The organism is Paenibacillus tengchongensis (genome assembly GCF_008973665.1).
Taxonomy (GTDB): Bacteria; Bacillota; Bacilli; order Paenibacillales; family Paenibacillaceae; genus Paenibacillus_AQ; species Paenibacillus_AQ tengchongensis.
The window spans coordinates 77,723-96,830 of the sequence record NZ_WACP01000014.1; the positions used below are offsets into that span (position 1 = coordinate 77,723).

General features: G+C 52.1%; 20 protein-coding genes and 2 pseudogenes. 5 read left to right on the forward strand and 17 right to left on the reverse strand.

Going from position 1 to position 19,108, the window contains the following annotated elements:
* Nucleotides 1-27: 27 nt before the first annotated feature.
* The 7 genes and pseudogenes from F1381_RS21615 to F1381_RS21645 form a co-directional block, all read right to left on the reverse strand.
* Nucleotides 28-312: a metal-sensing transcriptional repressor gene (locus tag F1381_RS21615; RefSeq protein WP_151736924.1), complete on the reverse strand. Its 285-nt coding sequence runs from the start codon at nt 310-312 to the stop codon at nt 28-30.
* A gap of 118 nt (nt 313-430) precedes the next feature.
* Nucleotides 431-2,338 (reverse strand): heavy metal translocating P-type ATPase, encoded by a 1,908-nt coding sequence (locus tag F1381_RS21620; RefSeq protein WP_222850470.1) that lies wholly within the window; start codon nt 2,336-2,338, stop codon nt 431-433.
* A 167-nt stretch (nt 2,339-2,505) separates the two neighbouring features.
* Nucleotides 2,506-2,661 (reverse strand): annotated as a pseudogene (locus F1381_RS21625) (ferritin-like domain-containing protein); the annotation flags it as partial.
* Nucleotides 2,662-2,708: 47 nt separating this feature from the next.
* Nucleotides 2,709-3,260: an STM3941 family protein gene (locus F1381_RS21630; protein WP_151736925.1), complete on the reverse strand. Its 552-nt coding sequence runs from the start codon at nt 3,258-3,260 to the stop codon at nt 2,709-2,711.
* Nucleotides 3,261-3,338: 78 nt separating this feature from the next.
* Nucleotides 3,339-3,893, reverse strand: a complete 555-nt coding sequence (locus F1381_RS21635) for an ATP-binding cassette domain-containing protein (protein ID WP_187355506.1) — start codon at nt 3,891-3,893, stop codon at nt 3,339-3,341.
* 347 nt (nt 3,894-4,240) lie between these two features.
* The gene (locus F1381_RS21640; RefSeq protein WP_151736927.1) at nt 4,241-4,429 is read right to left on the reverse strand and encodes a hypothetical protein; all 189 of its coding nucleotides are present in this window, start codon (nt 4,427-4,429) and stop codon (nt 4,241-4,243) included.
* A gap of 102 nt (nt 4,430-4,531) precedes the next feature.
* A complete protein-coding gene (locus tag F1381_RS21645) occupies nt 4,532-5,350 on the reverse strand; it encodes a DUF2935 domain-containing protein (protein ID WP_151736928.1) in 819 nt (272 codons plus the stop codon).
* 334 nt (nt 5,351-5,684) lie between these two features.
* On the opposite strand from F1381_RS21645, the gene F1381_RS21650 reads away from it, so the two are divergent.
* Nucleotides 5,685-6,344, forward strand: a complete 660-nt coding sequence (locus F1381_RS21650; RefSeq protein WP_187355514.1) for a pectate lyase — start codon at nt 5,685-5,687, stop codon at nt 6,342-6,344.
* A gap of 145 nt (nt 6,345-6,489) precedes the next feature.
* Nucleotides 6,490-6,951, forward strand: coding sequence for a GNAT family N-acetyltransferase (locus tag F1381_RS21655; RefSeq protein ID WP_425495287.1), 462 nt, complete (start codon nt 6,490-6,492; stop codon nt 6,949-6,951).
* On the opposite strand, the gene F1381_RS21660 is transcribed toward F1381_RS21655, so the two are convergent.
* The 5 genes and pseudogenes from F1381_RS21660 to F1381_RS21680 form a co-directional block, all read right to left on the reverse strand.
* On the reverse strand, nt 6,932-8,017 hold the full coding sequence (locus F1381_RS21660; RefSeq protein ID WP_151736929.1) for a hypothetical protein: 1,086 nt from the start codon (nt 8,015-8,017) through the stop codon (nt 6,932-6,934). The genes F1381_RS21655 and F1381_RS21660 overlap by 20 nt on opposite strands.
* A 75-nt stretch (nt 8,018-8,092) precedes the next feature.
* Entirely contained in the window at nt 8,093-9,373 is a 1,281-nt protein-coding gene (locus tag F1381_RS21665) for a sensor histidine kinase (RefSeq protein ID WP_246188146.1), read from the reverse strand.
* An 80-nt stretch (nt 9,374-9,453) separates the two neighbouring features.
* Complete coding sequence (locus F1381_RS21670; RefSeq protein WP_151736931.1) at nt 9,454-10,113, reverse strand: response regulator transcription factor; 660 nt, start codon at nt 10,111-10,113, stop codon at nt 9,454-9,456.
* Between the two features lie 70 nt (nt 10,114-10,183).
* Complete coding sequence (locus tag F1381_RS21675) at nt 10,184-10,855, reverse strand: S1 family peptidase (protein ID WP_151736932.1); 672 nt, start codon at nt 10,853-10,855, stop codon at nt 10,184-10,186.
* 67 nt (nt 10,856-10,922) lie between these two features.
* Nucleotides 10,923-11,138: pseudogene (locus F1381_RS21680) on the reverse strand (ATP-binding protein); the annotation flags it as partial.
* A gap of 24 nt (nt 11,139-11,162) precedes the next feature.
* Between F1381_RS21680 and F1381_RS28440 the strand changes: the two are divergent.
* The gene (locus tag F1381_RS28440) at nt 11,163-11,396 is read left to right on the forward strand and encodes a hypothetical protein (RefSeq protein WP_187355507.1); all 234 of its coding nucleotides are present in this window, start codon (nt 11,163-11,165) and stop codon (nt 11,394-11,396) included.
* A 68-nt stretch (nt 11,397-11,464) separates the two neighbouring features.
* Here the strand turns inward: F1381_RS28440 and F1381_RS21685 are convergent, their stop codons facing one another.
* Complete coding sequence (locus F1381_RS21685) at nt 11,465-11,692, reverse strand: HAMP domain-containing protein (protein ID WP_187355508.1); 228 nt, start codon at nt 11,690-11,692, stop codon at nt 11,465-11,467.
* Between the two features lie 39 nt (nt 11,693-11,731).
* The gene (locus F1381_RS21690; RefSeq protein WP_151736935.1) at nt 11,732-12,073 is read right to left on the reverse strand and encodes a DUF1801 domain-containing protein; all 342 of its coding nucleotides are present in this window, start codon (nt 12,071-12,073) and stop codon (nt 11,732-11,734) included.
* Nucleotides 12,074-12,248: 175 nt separating this feature from the next.
* On the opposite strand from F1381_RS21690, the gene F1381_RS21695 reads away from it, so the two are divergent.
* Entirely contained in the window at nt 12,249-12,608 is a 360-nt protein-coding gene (locus tag F1381_RS21695) for a BlaI/MecI/CopY family transcriptional regulator (protein ID WP_151736936.1), read from the forward strand.
* The gene (locus tag F1381_RS21700; protein WP_246188147.1) at nt 12,605-14,047 is read left to right on the forward strand and encodes a M56 family metallopeptidase; all 1,443 of its coding nucleotides are present in this window, start codon (nt 12,605-12,607) and stop codon (nt 14,045-14,047) included. Before F1381_RS21695 ends, F1381_RS21700 begins: the two co-directional genes overlap by 4 nt.
* A gap of 54 nt (nt 14,048-14,101) precedes the next feature.
* Here F1381_RS21700 and F1381_RS21705 read toward each other — a convergent pair whose 3' ends face one another.
* From F1381_RS21705 to F1381_RS21715, 3 genes are all read right to left on the reverse strand, one after another.
* Nucleotides 14,102-14,572 carry a DinB family protein gene (locus tag F1381_RS21705; RefSeq protein WP_151736937.1) on the reverse strand — a complete coding sequence of 157 codons (471 nt, stop codon included), beginning with the start codon at nt 14,570-14,572 and terminating at the stop codon, nt 14,102-14,104.
* 134 nt (nt 14,573-14,706) lie between these two features.
* Nucleotides 14,707-18,003, reverse strand: a complete 3,297-nt coding sequence (locus tag F1381_RS21710) for a chitinase N-terminal domain-containing protein (RefSeq protein WP_151736938.1) — start codon at nt 18,001-18,003, stop codon at nt 14,707-14,709.
* 274 nt (nt 18,004-18,277) lie between these two features.
* Nucleotides 18,278-19,075, reverse strand: a complete 798-nt coding sequence (locus F1381_RS21715; protein WP_151736939.1) for an ABC transporter permease subunit — start codon at nt 19,073-19,075, stop codon at nt 18,278-18,280.
* Between the last annotated feature and the right edge of the window lie 33 nt (nt 19,076-19,108).

Here is a 19,108-nt window from a genome sequence, read left to right on the forward strand (position 1 = left end):
TCTTCTGGAAAAAAAGAGCTCACATCTTTACCGGATGTAGCTGTTAATCGCCGCATTCAGTTCTGCGATCACTTGCTCTTCATTCCCGTGATGTACGGCATCCACGACACAATTCTCCAGGTGGTCTTTTAGCAGCAGCTTTGCAGCACCGTCCAGTGCTTTTTGTACTGCTGCAATCTGCAGCAATATATCAGGGCACTGCCGTCCGTTGATGGCCATTTCTTTGACCGACCGCAGGTGCCCCTCAACCTTAGCTAAACGATTTATGATCTCTTTACGGTATTTATGTTCATGGTTATGCTCTTCAGACATCTGTCCCTTACCTCCCAACCTGAATCCTTTGAATGACCTGTTGCTTGGATCTGCAGCGTAACTTAATAGTACCGTTGTCTTGGCTGCCTGTCCATTTCATTCAATCTGATGTAAGGCTCTACCTTAGTAAGCGCAAACCGCTGAGAATAACCAGCAATGTACTACCCTCGTGGCCGACTACTCCTGAAGGGAGATTAATGCCTCCGAAGAAGTTGGAGATAACAAGGATACAGACGACAGCGATGGCAAAAACCAGGTTCTGCTTAATGACCCGGGCGGTGCGGCGACCCAGATGGATCGCGAACGGAATCCTTGAAAGATCATCTGACATCAGAACTATATCGGCTGTCTCCAAAGCCACATCCGTTCCCGCCGCACCCATGGCAATGCCTACGGAGGAAGCAGCCAGAGCCGGCGCGTCGTTGACCCCATCCCCGATCATTGCCACTTTTCCGTCTTCGGACATTTTTTTGATCATGGCTACTTTATCTTCCGGCATCAAGTCCGCGTATACCTGGTCAACACCAAGAGTGCTGCCGATCGACTGAGCTGCAGCTTTCCGGTCCCCTGTCAGCATGATGACCCGCATTCCCATTTGTTTAAGTGCAGCTACCGTTTCTTGGGCATTCGCCCGAACCACATCCTGAATGGCTAATATGCCGATCAGCACATCATCTGCTTGAACGTAAATAACGGTTTTTCCTGCTGCTTCGAGCCGCTGGACAATGGATTCATCCTGCTCAGACAGCACTTGATTATGTAATAATCCGGGTTTACCAGCTTTGTAGATAACTCCATTTAGTGTACCGCTGACACCCTGCCCCGGAATGGACATTAATTCCTGAGCGGTTTGAAGCTTGATTCCTCTCTCCGTGGCCTCATAAACAATCGCTTTGGCGATAGGGTGCTCGGAAAGATTCTCAATAGATGCAGTTGCTTGTAACAGGGATTCCTTTGAATGGTGCTGCAAAGCAATGATATCTGTGACGGCCGGTTTTCCTTCGGTTAACGTGCCGGTTTTATCAAAGGCGATAATTTCTACATGAGCGATCTGCTCCAGGTGAACACCGCCTTTAAAGAGAACCGATTTGCGGGCGGCATTGGAAATGCCGGACAATATGGCGGGCATAATTGAAGATACGAGTGCACATGGCGATGCGACTACCAGGAAGATCATGGCCCGGTAAATGGTCTTATCCCACGTCCAGTCCAAAATAAAAGGAGGGAGAAGCATCAACAGCACAGCTGCAGCGACGACTATTTTGGCATAAATTCCTTCAAACCGTTCCACGAATAATTGGCTCGGCGGCATTTCATTTTTGGCTTCTTGCACCAAATGAATGATCCGGGACAGCAGAGTCTCTTCCGGCGGCTTGGTAACCTGAATTTTTAATGCACCTTGCCCATTGATAGTTCCGGCAAATACTTCCTCACCGAACTGCTTATCCACCGGAAGCGATTCACCGGTAATCGAGGCCTGATCCACTGAGGAATACCCCTCTACTACCTTGCCGTCGGCTGGAATGCGGTCACCGGGACGAACGAGTACGATATCGCCCAACTGCAGAAGCTCAACCTTTATTTTTTGTTCTTGCCCGCCTTTGCGCAGGACGACGGCCTCTTCCGGCCGCAATTTCATAATGGATTGGATGTCCTGATTCGTCTTCTCCATCGTAAAATCTTCAAGTGTACCGCTCAAGCAGAAAATAAAGATTAAGATCGCTCCATCCATCCAATAACCGATGCTCGCCGCTCCGGCAGCCGCAACAACCATTAATAAATCGACATCCAGATCCTTTTCTTTGACTAAAGTACGGATTCCCTCCAATGCTTTGCGGTAACCGCCAATGACGTAGGCCGCAACATAAAGTGTGCTTTCTGCTACTCCTAAACCCATCTTGCCCATCAGCCAGGCAAGAAGAATACAAAGTAAACAAAGAAACGTAATGACAACTGAACCATACTTCTCCCATATTTCCTGTAGCGATTGTGACGCACTTTGTTCCGTTTTGGCAGCATTTTCCACTTCATCAGGGCTCCTTTACAAATAATCTATTGGGATCATTTTCAATTATTCTAACCCCCCCGGGGGGTTGATGTAAATGAGAATTCTTCCATTAGACCGGAGCATCACAAAGGCAGCCCCATCGATACCTCGGCTGCCTTTGTATCATTTTCGAAGATATCTGCACGTTACCTGGAATTCAGCGTAAACAGATAATTATATTTTGCAGCATGCTTAAGTTCATCCAAAATAATCCCGTACACCGTATCCTTGTAGATGCCGGCAGGCAGTCCAAACCAGATATTGCGGTAACGTTCCACCGCACTCAGTTCCCCCATTAAGGCAGTTATGCTGATCAATCCGTTGGAGCCACCTGCAATGGATGTCCGGATTATTCACTCAGCCGGGATTTCTGCTGCCAATGCCAGCGGTGAAACATCTCTTCGTAAATCTGCTCTAACGGCATCCGCAAGGCAGACTGGGCAATATTGACCGGCGCCTGCACCATGCCCTGATTAATGGAGATCAGCCGGCGTTTAATGCCTTTTTGGCTCCGGAGATAAGAGTCCGGATCTTTCAATTGGATGCCAATCATTTTCTGCCCGGCCAGCTGATACAGTTCAATGTTATGGATATCCTTCCAGCGGATAAGGCCTCCCGCAATATAGGAAGAGTTATCGACGATTCCTTCCTCATTGAGGATGAGCCCCGGAGCGCGATCAAAGAGCTTTAGAATAAAATAAATCAGACAAATCCCGAAAAATAGCATGCAAATAACCCCTATGATTCCGTAGATAAATACTTCATCCCCACTCCAGTAGGCCGAGAAGATCCAGCCCCCGGCAGCAATAAAAGCCAGACAGGCCAGGATGAGCAGCCAAAGCTTGCCCTTTCCCATATGCACCTCCAGGGGTTGTTTACTTAACGTTGTTGAATGATCCATAGCAGGTATCCCCTTTCTACATTTTGACTCCCAATGTATTTTACCCAAATCCTGGCGCTGACGCTGTTCATTATGAATTCATTTAAATGTCCGGCGGTTGGTTTGACGGTTAATTACTCTTCCTTCATGCATCACAAGTAGTTGGTCCGCACGCGGTATCTCATCTAATTGGTGTGTGGATACGATTACAGTGCTGCCCCCAGTATGCATTTCCTTGATCAGGCTCCATACCCGTTTTGAATTCTCCGGATCAAGGCCTGATGTGGGTTCGTCCAGGATGAATAAGCCGCTTCGGCCCAGAAGTAATCTGGCGATATCCATCCGCTTTTTTTGCCCGCCGGACAAGTTGCTGCCGTTCTCTTTCAATTGATGATCATATGTATCGGTATAGCTTTCAATATGTGGGCCAAGGTTTACTTTGCGGATGGCTACTTCGATCATTTCAGCGGACGTTTCCCGGCCTAACCCGAGATTATCTGTTACCGAAGCATTGAATAGCACGGGTTCCTGCCACAGGATTGCGGGTATTTCCACAGACTCCCCTACGCCTGAAAGACTTCCTTCAGAAGGCTCATATAATCCGGCTAGCAATTTTAATAAAGAGGATTTTGCGGACCCGCTTTCTCCGACCACGATTACCAGGCTGCCGGGTTCGATGCTTAAGCTAACATCACAGGCCGCGATAAATTAAGCGCCGCAGCTGCGATCCCGGCCGATATAGAGGTGTACACCAGACGTTTCTCATTCTGAAGCGGAAACCAAATGGGTTTGTTCATAGCCATGCCATCTCCTTTTGTTGAACAACAAAAAACCCGCGCTATGCGCAGGCTCTGGTCAAAAAACTATGCAGTTGTTCCTAATTATTCCTGTATTATCTAATAACTAGTGCAAGGTGTCAATGGTAATATCGCTGCCGGTGCCAGCAGGACATAATAAGCCGATCCTGACGGGACCGGCTCATGTTTATCGCATGCTTAACTTTACTCCTGTCTGTTCTCCACGGATTTCATCCGGTTCTGATCATCCGGCAGCCGATCACTACTGAATTCCTGTCCTGCTTCGGCCTCACCCTCGCCGCAAACGCTCTTGGCAAAATTGGTGAACTGTCTTTTATGCTCATCCATCGCATGCTTAAGCTTCAGGAGCTCTTGCGGATCCTGATTTGTCATTATCTGAACCTCCCCAGAATGGAATATGCTGTTTATCCGCACTCCTGGAGTTTTCCATAATCGAGGGGTGCTTATGCAGGGATTTCAATAACCGTTATAGGATCAGAACAGAATTTCCCGTTTGTTAATTTGGGCTCCGGTCAGCGACTTCTCGAACATATCGAGAATTACCAGGAAATGCTCCGCCTCCCGGTATACATGGTCTGCCAGCAGCGGATGGATGATGCTCTTGATCCGGCATTCAGCGATTAAATCGCGGGCCGTTCGCTTGAAATCGCGCAGGGATTCAACGGACACTCTGTTCTCATCGACAAATTGGCTCAGCAAAGGCACCGTCTGCGATTGCGGCCGCATCGAGCTCAGGTCAACCGCCTGGAACAGCAGTGTATCGAAATCGTGGCTGAATTCCCTTGCCTGCTCCACCAGCTTCCGTTCGGAGGGGTCCAGCAGGTGGCTGATAAATTTAGCGTGATCCGCCATTATCCGCAAGAAGAACACATTCTCATCAATGATGGCATCATGCAGCGGCTCAAGCGTACCGTTGTTAAGTTCCTCCAGGCGGTTGCGGAAATAGTTCGCCTCCCTGCTCACATGATCCACCAGCAGCGGAAAGTTGTTCTGGCCCGGCAGCTTGCATTGCAGGATAAGCCCGAGCACCTTCCTCTTGAATACCCATATATGGCTGACAGCACTATGTACTTCTATGTTGAATGCTCTAATGGTCTGAGGATCTGTCTCTGCCGTAAAAACATAAGACCTCCGTTCGATATCCTCAAATACCGTTTGAAATTGACTGGCTTCGTTAATCAGCTGTGTATCCTCACACCTGAAACCCAGACGCAGGAACAGCGAATGCTCCTTCATAATACGCGACCAGAAACGTATCTCCTCCAATGAACGGTCTACAAAAGGATCGGACATTTGAACCCCTCCATGATTCCGGATTGTTCTTCTATGGAAATATATGGGCTGAGGCTCATCTATATTCGCCGGAGAATCAACGGGCTGAGTTATGTCTGCTAGGCTGTAGCTTATCGAATAATGGAATATTGAATCATCTGCCCCAAAATGTGTCTAATATATGGAATCTGCATCCAGCTGCCTAAGCACCGTTCTATGCACACGTGTCCGGAATATTCTAATTATCGGGTACGCAGCAGAGGTGCACATCTGCCGCAAAGCCTGCGGTACCGGTAATTACCGGACCACCAATTTCCTGTTGAAGGGCGGTATTTTATTGAAAAAGGTTTTAGGGATGCTCCTGTCGGTTGCCATGCTTTCCGTGTTCTATGTTGCCAAACCGTTACCGGCTTCTGCTGCAACGCCGATTGTAGTCAATTCGACGATTATAGTACCTGCAGGTCAGACGTATGACGGCGGCGGCCAGACCTTTGTTGCCAATGCCAGCACACTGGGCGACGGCGGCCAAGGCGAGAACCAGAAGCCCATCTTCCGGCTGGAGAACAATGCCACACTCAAAAATGTAATCATCGGTGCTCCCGGCGCCGACGGCGTCCATTGCTATGGAAACGCTACAATCAGCAATGTAACCTGGCAGGATGTCGGCGAGGACGCCCTGACCCTTAAAGCCTCCGGCACCGTTAACATTACGGGCGGCGGCGCATATAAAGCCTACGACAAAGTGTTCCAGGCCAATGCTTCAGGTACGATCAACATCAAGAATTTCCGGGCAGATGACATCGGCAAGCTCGCCCGCCAAAACGGCGGTACCAGCTATGCGGTCACGTTCACTTTGGCGAACTCCGATATCTCGAATGTGAAGGATTCGATTTTCCGGACCGACAGCAGCAGCAGCAGCGCCAAAATCACAGGCACACGTTATCATAATGTGCCGACTTTATTTAAGGGGTTTGCCTCCGGCAAGACCAGCCAGTCGGGCAATACGCAGTATTAACTCAGAAGCAGAGACTGTCTGAACAGACAGAAAGCCGCCGAAATGGCGGCTTTTTGCTGTAAGCTGTCGCAATGCATTGTTTGTTGTATTTGCAACAATGCTGCTGTATACTAGCTTTAATTCAGCGACGGATAGGAGACTAGGTATGGACATTCTAATTAAGATTGACAGTCTGCAGGGACCCGAAATCATCGCTCTGCTTGAAGAGCATCTGCGGGGGATGCATCAAGATTCTCCGCCGGAGAGTGTACATGCACTCGATTTGGACGGGCTGCGCAAGCCGGAGATTACATTCTACAGCGCCTGGATCGGCGGGGAATTGGCGGGCTGCGGTGCGATTAAGGAGCTGGACCCGGCACATGGAGAATTGAAGTCGATGCGTACCGCTGCAGCCTACATACGCAAGGGTGTGGCCAGCGCGATTGTTGAGCACATTATTGCAGAATCCCGTAAACGCGGCTACTCACGGCTCAGCCTGGAGACGGGCACGCCGGAATCTTTTCTGCCTGCAGTCCGCCTCTACGAGAGCTTCGGGTTTCAGGAATGCGGACCGTTCGCCGATTACAGTCTCGATCCGTACAGCAAGTTTATGACGAAGGAATTATAGACTTATAGATCAGGCAGCGCAAGGACTGATCGGGATAACGCAGTTCCGCAGTGTAGCTGCTCCCGTCTTCAAGCAGCAGTTCTACGGCCACCATCCCTCTTTTATTGTTGGTTTCCACTTCGGTCAGGCTGGCTTTGACGACGGCTTTGGTCTCTCTCTGCTGGTCTTGTACGATTCGGATGGCCTCTTGAATCCAGCTGTCATCCTTGCGGATGCTACGTGCTGCAGCTTCGTCGATAGGCGTTCTCTTCAGGGACGGGTTAAACGCTGTCGTATCCTCTACCACGCCGGATTTGGCATCAATGAACACGTTGTATTCCCAACAGGACTCGCCCTGACCGCGCAAGGTCTGCGCACGGTATGGAGCGAAATGCACCGTCCAGGTTGGGCGCTTGTCTTGTCCCAGCTCTACCAGCAGCACAGTGGCTTCCAGCTTGGAGACATCCCCTTCAAACAGCTTGTTGACACTTTCTGCCGCCAGTTCTTCCGCCTCAGTTTTGCTGATATTCTGGGCTACTGGCGGCGCTGTCACGCTTCTGCTGGAGAGGACATAATTGAGCCGGTAGGACCAGTCTATGAGCTGCAGCAGTTCTTCGTCGGTCATCGTCCGCTCCGGATACGTGTATATATTATTGTCCAGATCCAGATAAAATTCGGCTTGTCCCGGCACTAACGGCAGCAGCTCCTTGGGGCGGAGGCCGTCGTACACATATCCGTCCTCCAGCACCAGTCTGCGGTTCACCTCCGCTTCGGTAATGTCCCGGCCGGAAATACGGGGATCCCTGCTCAGCTTGTCCAAGGCATCCGTAATCTGCCGGATTTGCTCCTCTGTCATGCGTTCTACAAGTTCCTCGTTCACAGTAGATACCGGCGCCGGCGCTTCCACCTTCAAGACGGGGCCGCTCTTACCGGTCAGGTCCAGCAGCGAACCGGTTTGTTCCTCCGGACGGTCTTTGGCGACAACTGCTGAATTTACCAGGCCGGGAACGGCAAACGAGCTTAAAGTAAGTGCGCCCCCTGTGAATAACAGCACCGCCCATGTTGCTTTCCGTTTGTTCTTGTTCATGACATTACCTCCAATGGGGATCTGAGATGTTGAATCTGTATATACCTTAATCCCGGGATGTTATCGAGTAGGAGGTCAGTTGTTAAAGAGTTGTAAAAAAATCCGGACGGTTGTTCCTTCACCAGGCACCGAATTCAGGCCGACCCTGGCCTCATGCGCCTCGGCAATTTGCCGGCACAGGGAAAGGCCAAGCCCTGCATTGCCGTAGACCCTCGAACGTGCAGGATCTGCCCGGTAGAATGGTTCGAAGGCCTGCTTACACTGCTCCGCGGTCATTCCACTGCCGCTGTCGCTTACTTCCAGCACGGCTTCCCCGTCCTGCTCATAAGCCAGCAGGCGGACCTGGCTGCCCGCCGCCGAAGCACGGATGGCATTGTCGATCAGGTTCACCAGATAAGCGGCAAGCAAGTCGGCATCCCCCCATACCCTCCGGATGGAGCAGTCCGTCTCCAGCGGGATACCGTTTCCGGTTAATTGCAGCTGCTCCGTCTGCACCACGGTCTCAAACAGCCGGGCTACATCCACCTCTGTTAACACCAGCGGATGGTGCCGCAGAACCGATAAATCCAGCAGCTTGAACGCCAGGTTCTTCAGCCGGAGTGTCTCGCTGCGGATGTAGCTGCCCGCCTTCATCTGGTCTTCCCGGCCGATATTGGCCGAGGTGAGCAATTCGGCAAAGCCCTGCATACTGGTCAGCGGAGTCCGCAGCTCATGGGCCAGATTATCGACCATTCGCTGCTTCTCTTCGGCCATGTCGGACAGTTCGTTCATCCGCTGCTCCACTACCGAAGCCATCCGGTTGAAATTGACAGCCACCTCGCCGAATTCATCCTTGCTGTGCAGGTTCACCCGGTTGGAATAATCGCCTTCGGCGATCGTCTTGGTCGTCTCTGACAACTCCTTGAGCGGCTTGGTCAGCCGCTTAATCATGAGGAAGAGCAGCAGTGCCAGCACAGGACCCGAAATCCAGTTAATCATGACAAAGAATCGGTTCAACTCCCGCTGCTGCCGGTGAAGTCCGCTGATATCGCGGGTATAGGTCAGCTCCAGCTGCTGATAGGGAGCCGGCAGCGGCATAGACATGCGGATGAGTTGTACTTCTTGCACGGCTGCATTCCTTTCTCCTGCCCCGGGATAAATCAGCCGCCCGTTCTCCCTCAGCTCCAGCCCAATTCCTTGTTTGCCGTAATAATCACCGTACGATTCAGCAACGCTGGCCAGCAGAACCGGAGTGAGCGGGTTCCCCCGCGCCCGGATGGAATCGAGATTCTCGAAGATATTGTTGGCGATCAGCAGCTGCTCGCTGGCCGCCCGTCTGGTCTCGCTCTCCATATTCAGCTGCCAGCTCTTTTTCATCACCATAATGACACTGATGTCCAGGGCGGCAATAAAAAGCGTAATAACGGCTAGCAGAATTTTATGCCAGAACCGCATGGCTATACCTGAACTTCCAGGCGGTAGCCCAGTTTAAATACCGTTTTGATCCGTTCTTCCCAGCCCAGCTTTTTGCGCAGCTGGCGGATATGTACATCTACGGTGCGGGTATCCCCGGCGTAATCATAGCCCCAGGCCAGTTCCAGCAGCTTCTCCCGGGAAAGGGCGATGTTGCGGTTGCGGATCAGCACCTCCAGCAGTTCGAATTCACGGGCGGTCAAATCGACAGGAACCTGATCTACCCGGACTTGCCGCTCCGGGAACCGGACTTCCACGTCATCGCATACGAAGGAGGCTGCGGTCACTTCATTCCGGCGCAGCACGACATTGATGCGGGCCAACAGCTCCAAAATCTCGAAAGGCTTAATAATATAGTCGTCCGCCCCCAGCTCAAACCCCTTGATCCGGTCTGCCAACGCATTCCTGGCTGTAATCAGAATGACCGGAATCCGCAGATGGTGTATCTGCTGCATCACCTCAAACCCGTCCAGTCCGGGAAGCATCACGTCAAGGAGGATCAGGTCCGTCCGTTCCCGGCCCAGCCTTTCGATTGCCTCCGGCCCGGAATAGGCTTTGGAATAGGTATGTCCGACCAGCTTCAGATTCATCGTAATTAAATCGCTGATCGGCTGTTCGTCTTCAACCACTAGAATATAAGCCATATTACTGCATGTCCTCCTGAATTCTGTAGTGAGCGTCTTACTCAATTACGATTTTATTTTTGTGCAGGATTTATTTAATGGGGTCAGTGCTGACAGCCGCCGCATATCCAAGCTCATAGTCCTTTCCCTCCACGCTAAGCGCGCTGACTAATACTCCAAGAACGTATCCGTATTCTATAATTACCGGTCCCCCGCTGAACCCTCCGCGAGGTAAGCTGGAAATGATGAAATGCTTGCCTTTCAGGAGATAAGGATCAATGATGGCGTTTATCTCTCCTTCTGCAGCAACAAGAAAAGCATCGGAGGCTAATGGAATTGGCGGATAACCCATAAGTAATACTTTATTCAGAATCAGCCTGTCGTTCACTTCTTGATCGGAAAGCATCATATTAAGAGGGATTTTATCGTGATAAGAAGGCAACTTCTCAAGTTTCAACCCGTTTATATAATCGTCTAAATTGAAGTCCGTTTTTAGAATGACCACATCTACAATAGGGTCGTCATGAAAAAGAATATCGCTATACTCAATCTTGCGGTTCTTGTATTCTCCGTAGATCTCGAAGGCGTTATTGTCAATAACATGCCTTGCCGTAACTATGTATCCGTTACCTATATGAAATCCCGTGCCGATATTTGATTCTCCAGCTTCTGATTGAACAATAATCTTGACCAGACAATACCTGTATTGCTGGTATGCTGTCTTCATTACATTTGGGTTGGGAATGTATTTGAATTGCGCCATAGCGTTCTCATCTCCTCATACGCGAATCATATCAAAAAAGGGCTGCAAATGCAGCCCGTTATCGTGACTATGCGCGGAAGGTCAACGTAAACGTCACGCCCCCGTGTTTGTTCTCTACCTTATACGCTCCTTCGTTCAGCTCCACAATCCGTTTTACTATGGCAAGCCCCAGTCCGGTTCCGCCGCTGATACGGTCCCTTGCGGCTTCTGCGCGGAAGAACCGCTCCCAGACCCGTTTCAGATAAGGCTCGGGTATACTCTCGCTTTGATTGTGCACGTAATACGTACACTGATCGCTGCACCTAGTATGCCAATTTCGATTGTACTGCCGGGCTCAGCATGGCGGATCGCATTGGTCAGCAGATTCAATACATCCTGCTCATACGGTACCCGAGTTTCTGAGTCACCTCTTCCGTCAGCCCGCAAGCAGCACTGGGGAGCTGTACAGCTTGACGGCCGGAGAATCAAGGCGAAGCAGCTCCAGAATATCCTGGCGAGCCGCTCCATCTTCCCGGTCTCCTCCAGCATTACGCTGATATAATGCTCCTGCCTGAGCTGATCCCGTCCTGTATCCCTTCCCGAAGCCGCGCACGATGCTAAGCGGCGTCTTTAATTCAAGCGAAGCATTGGCAAAAAGTCCTTCTGCCCCAGCGTGATCCCCAGCTTGCTCGACGGCTTGAAGAGCGTATTCGAGAGGTTGCCCGGCTCATCCTTGCGGTGCAGCGGCTCCTCCCCGGAGCAATCCAGGCTCTTCATCTGCTCCGCTCTCTGGTTCAGTGACAGCAGGGGACGCGTTACCACACGCGAATACCAGATGGAGAGCAGGACGATCAGCACCTGGTAAAGGGTACTTGTGTTTTTTATGTGTTCCAGATTCTACCCCAATGTGGAGACAGCTTGGCTCAGCAGGGTGTTCAGCTGTGCCGGGTTCCATTCCTGTCCCTTTTGCAGTTTAATCGTCTTGCGTTCCGGCGGCCCGGCGAATTCTTCCGGGAAGTTGATTCCGTCCGCATTAAAGATTGTAAAGCTCACTGCATCCTTCGAAGCGGAGATGACCGCCGCATATTTGCCGTTCTTCAGATAATGGGGCTTCTTATACTGCATCCGTTCCTGGGCGTCCGGAATCACTGACAGGGTAAGCTCACGCAGTGCGGCACACAACTGGCTTTGCCAAGACTCTTTCAATGCACGGATATATTCTGTAACTTCCTCATTCATCTTAACTCCTCCTCTATCATCAAAAAACACTTTGGATTTTAAATAATTCTCCATTCATGGGTGCTTTGCCTTCATCCTTTTCTAAAAAGAAACAAACCATGATTGACTTTCGAGGTTTACTACAGTAGACTTATCATCAGAGGTTTACTGTAATAAACTTAGGAGGAGAAGTCCTATCGAAGCCTACAAATTATTCGATGCCGAGTATAAATTCGCGTGCCTGGTCTGGGATCATGAACCGATTAACTCTACGGAGCTGGTCAAGCTAAGCCAGATGAAGCTCGGCTGGAAGAAGTCTACCACGTATACGGTGCTGCGAAAGCTGTGTGAGCGCGGTGTCCTCAGGAATGAGGATGCAACGGTTACTGCCGTTATCAAGAAGGAAGAAGCGCAGCAATACGAGAGCCGGACGGTGGTGGACAAAGCTTTTGGCGGCTCGCTGCCGCAGTTCTTGACTGCATTTCTGGGCAAGAAGAAGCTGTCCGAAAAGGAGGCTGAGGAGCTGAAGCGGATTATCGAGGAGGCCACCCGATGATCACAGACCTGTTTATCCTGACCCTCAATATGAGCATCACGGCGGGTTACGCGGCAGCTGCGGTTATCATTACGAGGTTCGTGCTAAGGCGCTCCCCCAAAATATTCTCTTACTTCCTATGGTCCGCCGTAATGTTCCGGCTGTTGCTTCCATTCAGCTTCACTTCAAGCTTCAGTTTCCTGCGGTGGGTACAGCCTGAGGACAAGGCGGGTACGGGCGTCCTGGCCTTTGTCCCCCAGGATATCGGAATGCAGCTGCGGCCGGCCGTAGATGCCGGGATTAGCGGAATCAGCCGTCTGGTCAATACTTCTCTTCCGGACGCCGACCGGGCGGCCAGTATAAATCCGCTGCAAGTCATGCTGTGGATAGGGAGCTTGATTTGGCTGGCAGGCGTGGCGATGATCCTTGTATACAGCATCGTATCGTATCAGCGGCTCATGTCCCGGGTCCGGACGGCTACCCTGGTCAGGGGCAATATTTTTGAGAGTGAGCAGATCGGTACGCCCTTTGTCTGCGGCTTCCTGAAGCCGAGAATCTACATTCCCTCCGGCATGGACGGGCAGGAGCATATATTACTGCATGAAGAGACGCATATCCGGCGGCGGGATTATCTGATTAAACCGTTTGCGTTCGTGCTGCTGGCCATTCACTGGTTTAACCCGCTGATGTGGTTGTCCTATGTTCTTATGAGTAAAGACATGGAAATGTCCTGCGACGAAGCTGTCGTGAAGAAGCTGGGTAGCGGCATCAAAGGGAGCTATTCCAATTCCCTGCTCTCCTTTGCAGTAAGAGGTAACGGGGTGTGGAACGGCAGTCCGCTTGCTTTCGGCGAGAGTGATGTAAAAGCAAGGATTAAGAATGTTCTGGCTTACCGTCAGCCCTCACGCCGAATGGTTACTGGTCTTGTGCTCGTCATTGCAGTGATCATTGCGGGCTGCACGGCAAACCCCAAACTGGTAGGGCCGACGCCAGCACCAGCCTATTCCGGATATGATCTGAAGCAGCTTATGCAGAACAGCACACTTTACGTGGGCAACGCCAGCAAGGTCGGCGGTCTGCTCCGGGGTATGCCGGTCCCGGAAGGTCTCGAATCAACAGGGATGGAGCTGCAGACGGCCGATCCTCCTTATGGACTGACCGTTAATTATGACGTGCATGACTCTGCTGCGTTAATGAAGAATGAAGCGATTAGCGGTGATGCTTTTTATCCTAATGCGATTCTGCTCTTCAGCCTGATCGACAACGTGGATCACGTAACCATTTCGCTTGCTGATCACACGGGTCTATATGACGGCGCTTCATACAGCTTTACCTATTATAGAGAGCAGGCAGAAAAGCTGATGGACGAAGACGTCCGGCTGTATGCCGAAGATGAAGCGGGCCTGCGCAGGCTGATTGACAAGATTAACGGGATGACTTCGTATTATCATTATAACTAAAGAGAGCAGCCGGCAATTTAGCCGGTTGCTCTCTTTGGATTTTCCCTCTCTTTGTCAATCCCAAAGCTTTGGCCGCCGGATTCCTGCCGATCTTAAATAATCTAACAGCTGGCCTGTATGTACAGATTCGTGGTAGGCAATTCTTAACAGCATATCGCCTAATGTGCGAATGTATCCGGCGTCACTCCGGTCGATCTGGATTTGCGACAAATCTTCTTCCCCGTATGATTTTACCGTGTCAATAAAGGCATTCCTGTACGGGCTTGAGAAATCAAGCTCGTCCTGAAGGGTTGTAAAGCTGCGGTTATCGTACGGCGATTCATAGGCAGGCAGACTTCCTTCATTAATGAGTGCAAGATGATAGTAATGCTCACTGTCCAGCACATGCCGGATCATCTCTTTGATGCTCAGGGCATCATCATCCGGCTTCCAGTCCAGCTCCGCTTCCGGTATGCTCTCCCATAGGATAATGCTTCTGCGCCGTACCTCTTCCAGATTCCAGACCATACATTCAATTGCGTTCATAAGCGCTCCTTCTATATAGCAGAGTTTCAGTTATTATACCAGAACATTTGTTTGTAAAACAAACTTCTAACTTCTTCGTGAATGAAAAGAGCAGCCGCAATGCGGCTGCTCCCCTGTTAAAACACTCTTCTCCCCTATTTGCTGACAGTTACTTTAAGGGTGTCACTAACGGTCTCTCCCGCTGCATTGACCAGCTCTGCACGGTATTCATACACGCCGGAAGTGCGGCCGCTGACGGTTGTCACAGCGCTCTGGGCCGCAGGCGTATCGGCATTCAGCGTCTGCGTATCGATCAGCTGTCCGTTCTCATACAGGCGGTACTCCGTGGCGTTGGTACCCCACCACAGATTCATCGTCACTTTATAAGAGCCGTCTCCATCCCAGTTGTCATGAGCCAGGACCGGCTTGCCCGGAGCGGCATCGCGTATGGTCACCGTAAGCGGCTGACTCTTGGCTGTGCCGTATTTGTTGGTCAGCTCAGCAGTGTATACATAAGTGCCGTTTGGCTTGTCTTGGAGCGCTGTGCTTACCGTCTGGGCGGAGGGAGACACATCCTGCAGCGTCTTGGATTCGATCAGCGTCCCATTCTCATAGAGCTTGTAGCTTGTGCCGTTATTGCCCCACCAGAGGTTCATGGTAACGGTAAAGTTGCCGTCGCTAAGCCCATTGCTGTGACCGCTGTTCGAGGATAACACCGGCTGTCCGGGCTTGTCCGTTGCGAGTGCTGTACCGCCCGTAATCTGGAACGTGTAGCTCTTCTCGGTGATATTGCCCGCGGCATCGCTCACGATGTAGCTCACAATATGGGACCCGGCGCCCATTTCGGCGGCATTCAGGACCTGTCCTTCGGCAATGGGCTGCCCGTTCAGGAAAAGCTGCTTGGAGGCCACGCCGGAAAGGGCATCGGCAGCAGCCAACTCAAACTTCAGCTGCGCCCCCTCCTCCACATCGCCGACCGCATGGCCGGATTCTGTCAGCTCTGCTGTCGGGGGAGCCGTGTCGATCTGAAGGTTCAGCGTCTTGGCTTCCTCTGTCTTACCCTTGACCGGCACCGCATGGTAAGCCAGCGTATGCCGGCCGTCTTCACTTACGGCTACCGGCGCACTGTACAGAGCCTCCGCACCGCCATCCAGCGAGTAATATACCTTGGCTGTGTCGGAATCGGCTTTCAGCGTAACTTTGACGGGCTGTTTCAACCAGCCTGCGGTGTTCGGCTCCGCCGACAGCGTGGCCGCCGTTACCGGAGCTCCGGCTTCTTCAACAACGCTGAAGTCTCCGAGACTTCTCGGCTTGAGCTGGAATACGCCTTTGAAGATCGCAGCAACGCCGGTAATATCCAGCCTCTGTCCTTCAGCATAAGGAAAGCTGTCTACAGTGATGCCCGTCCGGACATCGACCCGGACATGATTGCTTGAACCGTCTTCGGCAATGGCATCAAATTCAAAAGAACCGCTGGGAGCAGCGGTGATCATATTCGTCACCGTCACACCTTCAAGCTTGAGCAGCTGCCCCTGGTTAGCATCATTTACTGCTGCAGCTGAAACCGGCTGCGGCAGCTCCGCCGTTCCGGTCTTCTCGATCTGCACTACTTCGGTCAGCTCCAGCTCTGTATTATACAGCGCCGTGGACGCGGTTACTTTGACGGTGTCACCGGCATGAAAGCCGGACTGGCTCTGATAGACGTAAAGTCCGCCAGTCTCGTCCTGGAGGTAGAATGTCTGTCCGCCGAAGATGCCCGGCTCGGTCGTTACGGTTCCTTCTACCGTCACCAACGCTCCGGCTGCTTTGCTTCGGGCTTCGGCGATGGAAATGGCCGCCGGAATCGGATCTTCCTCAGCCGGAAGCGGCTCTGCCGGAACATTGCCGAGCGTTACCGCTTCGGTCTTCAGATTCGTGCCGTTCTGGCGCAGGCGCAGGTTGGAAGCAGCCGTGGTACCCGGCTTGATCTGCACAGTCAGGTCCTTGTAAGCATGCCCGTTCAGGTCGGCCGTCAGGCTAAAGTTGGCGCTATAGCCATAGCTGCTCGGCCACGTGCCGTCGCTGTTTTGGATCTTGGCGATCTGGGCGCCGCCGCTCACCTGGTAGATGCCTAATTGGAAGCCGGATACGCTGGTACCGGCAGGGAGGTTATCCGCGCTGACGCGAATCTGGAAATTCTGCGCATTCGGCAGCACCGCCTGATGCGTGAAGTTGTACACCGCAGTTGCGGTGGCCGCCGCTCCGCCGTAGGAGCCTGCTCTGAAGGTGCTGCGGTCATACCATTTGTAGCCGGCATTCGGCGCAGCCCAAGGCTCAGCCTGCGGTTCAGTGGACAGTGCCGGTTCCTCGAACGGGAGCAGCTGTGTCGGCTGATCCAGCGTCAGACCGCTGACCTGGGTGAAGTCCGTATAGCTCTCCTGCTCAGCGAGCCAATGGACGGTGTTCACCAGGAGCTCGGCATCGTCGGCCTCCTTAAAGCCGTCGTAGGTCGTTTTCTTGGCGCCGGTATCCTCGCGCAGATATTTCGGCGTGACATCCTCGACCGGCGAGGAGTCCCCGAGGAAGGCGGCTTTGCCGGCACCTTTTTTGGCGACCGCCACGTATGGGCCTTCCGCTACCCCGCCGCCGTTGTAGACGCCTTGGTCCACAGCGTTGCCCCAAGCGCTATTCGTTTGGGGCAGGTAGACGATGCCCTTCGCACGGGTGGGGTCGAGGATGGCCAGGGTGGACCCGGCATGCATGGCTACACTTGATACTCCCGACGTAATCCCGAAGGCTTGATTGGGCGCAACGATGTTGGTGGCGTTAATGTCGCCGAGCGCATTATAGCGGAACCGGACGCCGAACTCTTCGGCCAGCCAGTCAGAGCTGACCACGCCCTGCATGGCGGCGGAGCCGGCTTCTTCGGCGCTCATACCCTTGGCCGGATTGTCCCAGGCGCCGCGGCGGTAGCCGTTGAATGCCTCGTTGCCATCCCAGCGGTTCTTGTTGCGGTCGGCGTTATAATGATCGCCGATGAAGAAGATGCTGCCGCCGTTCTCCACGTACTCTGCCATGGCTGCCTGCTCGCTGACTTTAAAAGGGATATTGGCCTCAGCCACAACAAAGACATCATAGCCGGAAAGATCGCCGAGCGTTATCGGAGCAGTCTTGCGAAGCTCCTTGACGTAATAGCCTTCCTGGGCCAGCGCATTCCCGAAGTCGGAAAACGCACCGTCGATTACCCAGTCAGCCGCGCCTGCGGTCTGCGCATGCGTGTTGTCGAACAGAATTTTCTGGCCCGCATGCTCGTTAACCACTTTGGCCTCGATGTACGGTGCAGGATCGGTTGGCCCTTCGGCGTATACCGCAGTCCCTGCCCCAAAGGCTAACAATTGCAGCGGTACGGCTACCGCCGCGGCCAGCGTGCCGTTAAGCAGCTTCTTGGTCCAGCTTGAATGCTTCTCCTTCATATCCTTCCTCCTTCAGATGTAGGTCGGCAGAAATTACCAGAATTGTCCACCGTTATCGTCTACTATCCTATCTCGCAAGGATCAGGAAAAACATAGATTTTTGTAAACGGAAGTAAAATTATACTTTTGGCCTAGACGCCGTAAGAGAACCAAGTCGAAACATGGAGGTGAATTATGAAAAAAGTCACGGGTGTAACAGCATGAATCCCCCAGGCACATCAGGAGCTCATCGCGTGGAACCTTACCTCATCCAACCGCGGAGCCCTTATAGCTTCTATCCGATATCCAGTTCCCTCTTCCCGTAGAAGTAATACGTTAAAGCCGACAAACCAGCGGTCAGCAGAACAGTCAGGATCAGGATTCCCGGACTGAGCCCCTCTCCTGCCACAATGCGGTTGTAGCTGAAATACTTAAAGGGCGACAGCACATTAAGGACAGAGAGCCGGTCGCTTAAATCCGTGATTTTGGATATCACAAACGAACCGACCAGAACTCCTGCAGCAGCGGCCCCGGAGGATTTCGCTTGGCTCATCCAGGCGGAAAGCAACGCGCCAAACGACAGAAAAACCAGCTGTACCATAAACATGCTCCATAGAAAATAAGAAATTTCACCAGTAATATCCTGTCCCTTGTTATAAATTGAAACCAATACCAATGATGAGATCAATGTGACAAGGTTAAGGACAACAATGTTCGTGAGGGCGGCAAGAAGCTTGAAAGTCACTACCGTTGACCGTGAGACCGGTTTGGCCATCAGGAACTCCGCCGTCTTATCCCTCTCTTCCTTCGCAATGATGCTGCTCCCCAGCAGTACGGCATGAATGGCGGCGGTAAGCTCCACATACAGAAACAGGAGGGCAAAATAACCGCTCATCACATTCACATCCAGCGAGCCCATTCCCAGCAGGGCTTTAACCGTAGACGGCAGTTGGTTAAAGAGCTCACCGCTTGCTCCTCCGGAGGAATAAGCCGTATATTTACCCATGCCGCTTGCGATCAGCAGAACCATACAGGCGCTCCAGATAATCAAACCTTTCCGTCCCGCCTTCAGCTCTCTCCAGAATATATTCATAATCTGACCTCCTTCAGCTCTAGCGTAATATCG

Excerpts from the sequence above, each read along its gene's own strand:
- F1381_RS28440 (WP_187355507.1), top strand. The coding sequence starts at position 11,163 with ATGCCAATTTCGATTGTACTGCCGGGCTCAGCATGGCGGATCGCATTG.
- F1381_RS21715 (WP_151736939.1), bottom strand. The coding sequence starts at position 19,075 with ATGAATATATTCTGGAGAGAGCTGAAGGCGGGACGGAAAGGTTTGATT.
- F1381_RS21665 (WP_246188146.1), bottom strand. The coding sequence starts at position 9,373 with ATGAAAAAGAGCTGGCAGCTGAATATGGAGAGCGAGACCAGACGGGCG.
- F1381_RS21650 (WP_187355514.1), top strand. The coding sequence starts at position 5,685 with ATGCTCCTGTCGGTTGCCATGCTTTCCGTGTTCTATGTTGCCAAACCG.
- F1381_RS21670 (WP_151736931.1), bottom strand. The coding sequence starts at position 10,113 with ATGGCTTATATTCTAGTGGTTGAAGACGAACAGCCGATCAGCGATTTA.
- F1381_RS21700 (WP_246188147.1), top strand. The coding sequence starts at position 12,605 with ATGATCACAGACCTGTTTATCCTGACCCTCAATATGAGCATCACGGCG.
- F1381_RS21675 (WP_151736932.1), bottom strand. The coding sequence starts at position 10,855 with ATGGCGCAATTCAAATACATTCCCAACCCAAATGTAATGAAGACAGCA.
- F1381_RS21630 (WP_151736925.1), bottom strand. The coding sequence starts at position 3,260 with ATGGATCATTCAACAACGTTAAGTAAACAACCCCTGGAGGTGCATATG.
- F1381_RS21655 (WP_425495287.1), top strand. The coding sequence starts at position 6,490 with ATGGACATTCTAATTAAGATTGACAGTCTGCAGGGACCCGAAATCATC.
- F1381_RS21640 (WP_151736927.1), bottom strand. The coding sequence starts at position 4,429 with ATGACAAATCAGGATCCGCAAGAGCTCCTGAAGCTTAAGCATGCGATG.
- F1381_RS21690 (WP_151736935.1), bottom strand. The coding sequence starts at position 12,073 with ATGAATGAGGAAGTTACAGAATATATCCGTGCATTGAAAGAGTCTTGG.
- F1381_RS21705 (WP_151736937.1), bottom strand. The coding sequence starts at position 14,572 with ATGAACGCAATTGAATGTATGGTCTGGAATCTGGAAGAGGTACGGCGC.
- F1381_RS21710 (WP_151736938.1), bottom strand. The coding sequence starts at position 18,003 with ATGAAGGAGAAGCATTCAAGCTGGACCAAGAAGCTGCTTAACGGCACG.
- F1381_RS21660 (WP_151736929.1), bottom strand. The coding sequence starts at position 8,017 with ATGAACAAGAACAAACGGAAAGCAACATGGGCGGTGCTGTTATTCACA.
- F1381_RS21645 (WP_151736928.1), bottom strand. The coding sequence starts at position 5,350 with ATGTCCGATCCTTTTGTAGACCGTTCATTGGAGGAGATACGTTTCTGG.
- F1381_RS21615 (WP_151736924.1), bottom strand. The coding sequence starts at position 312 with ATGTCTGAAGAGCATAACCATGAACATAAATACCGTAAAGAGATCATA.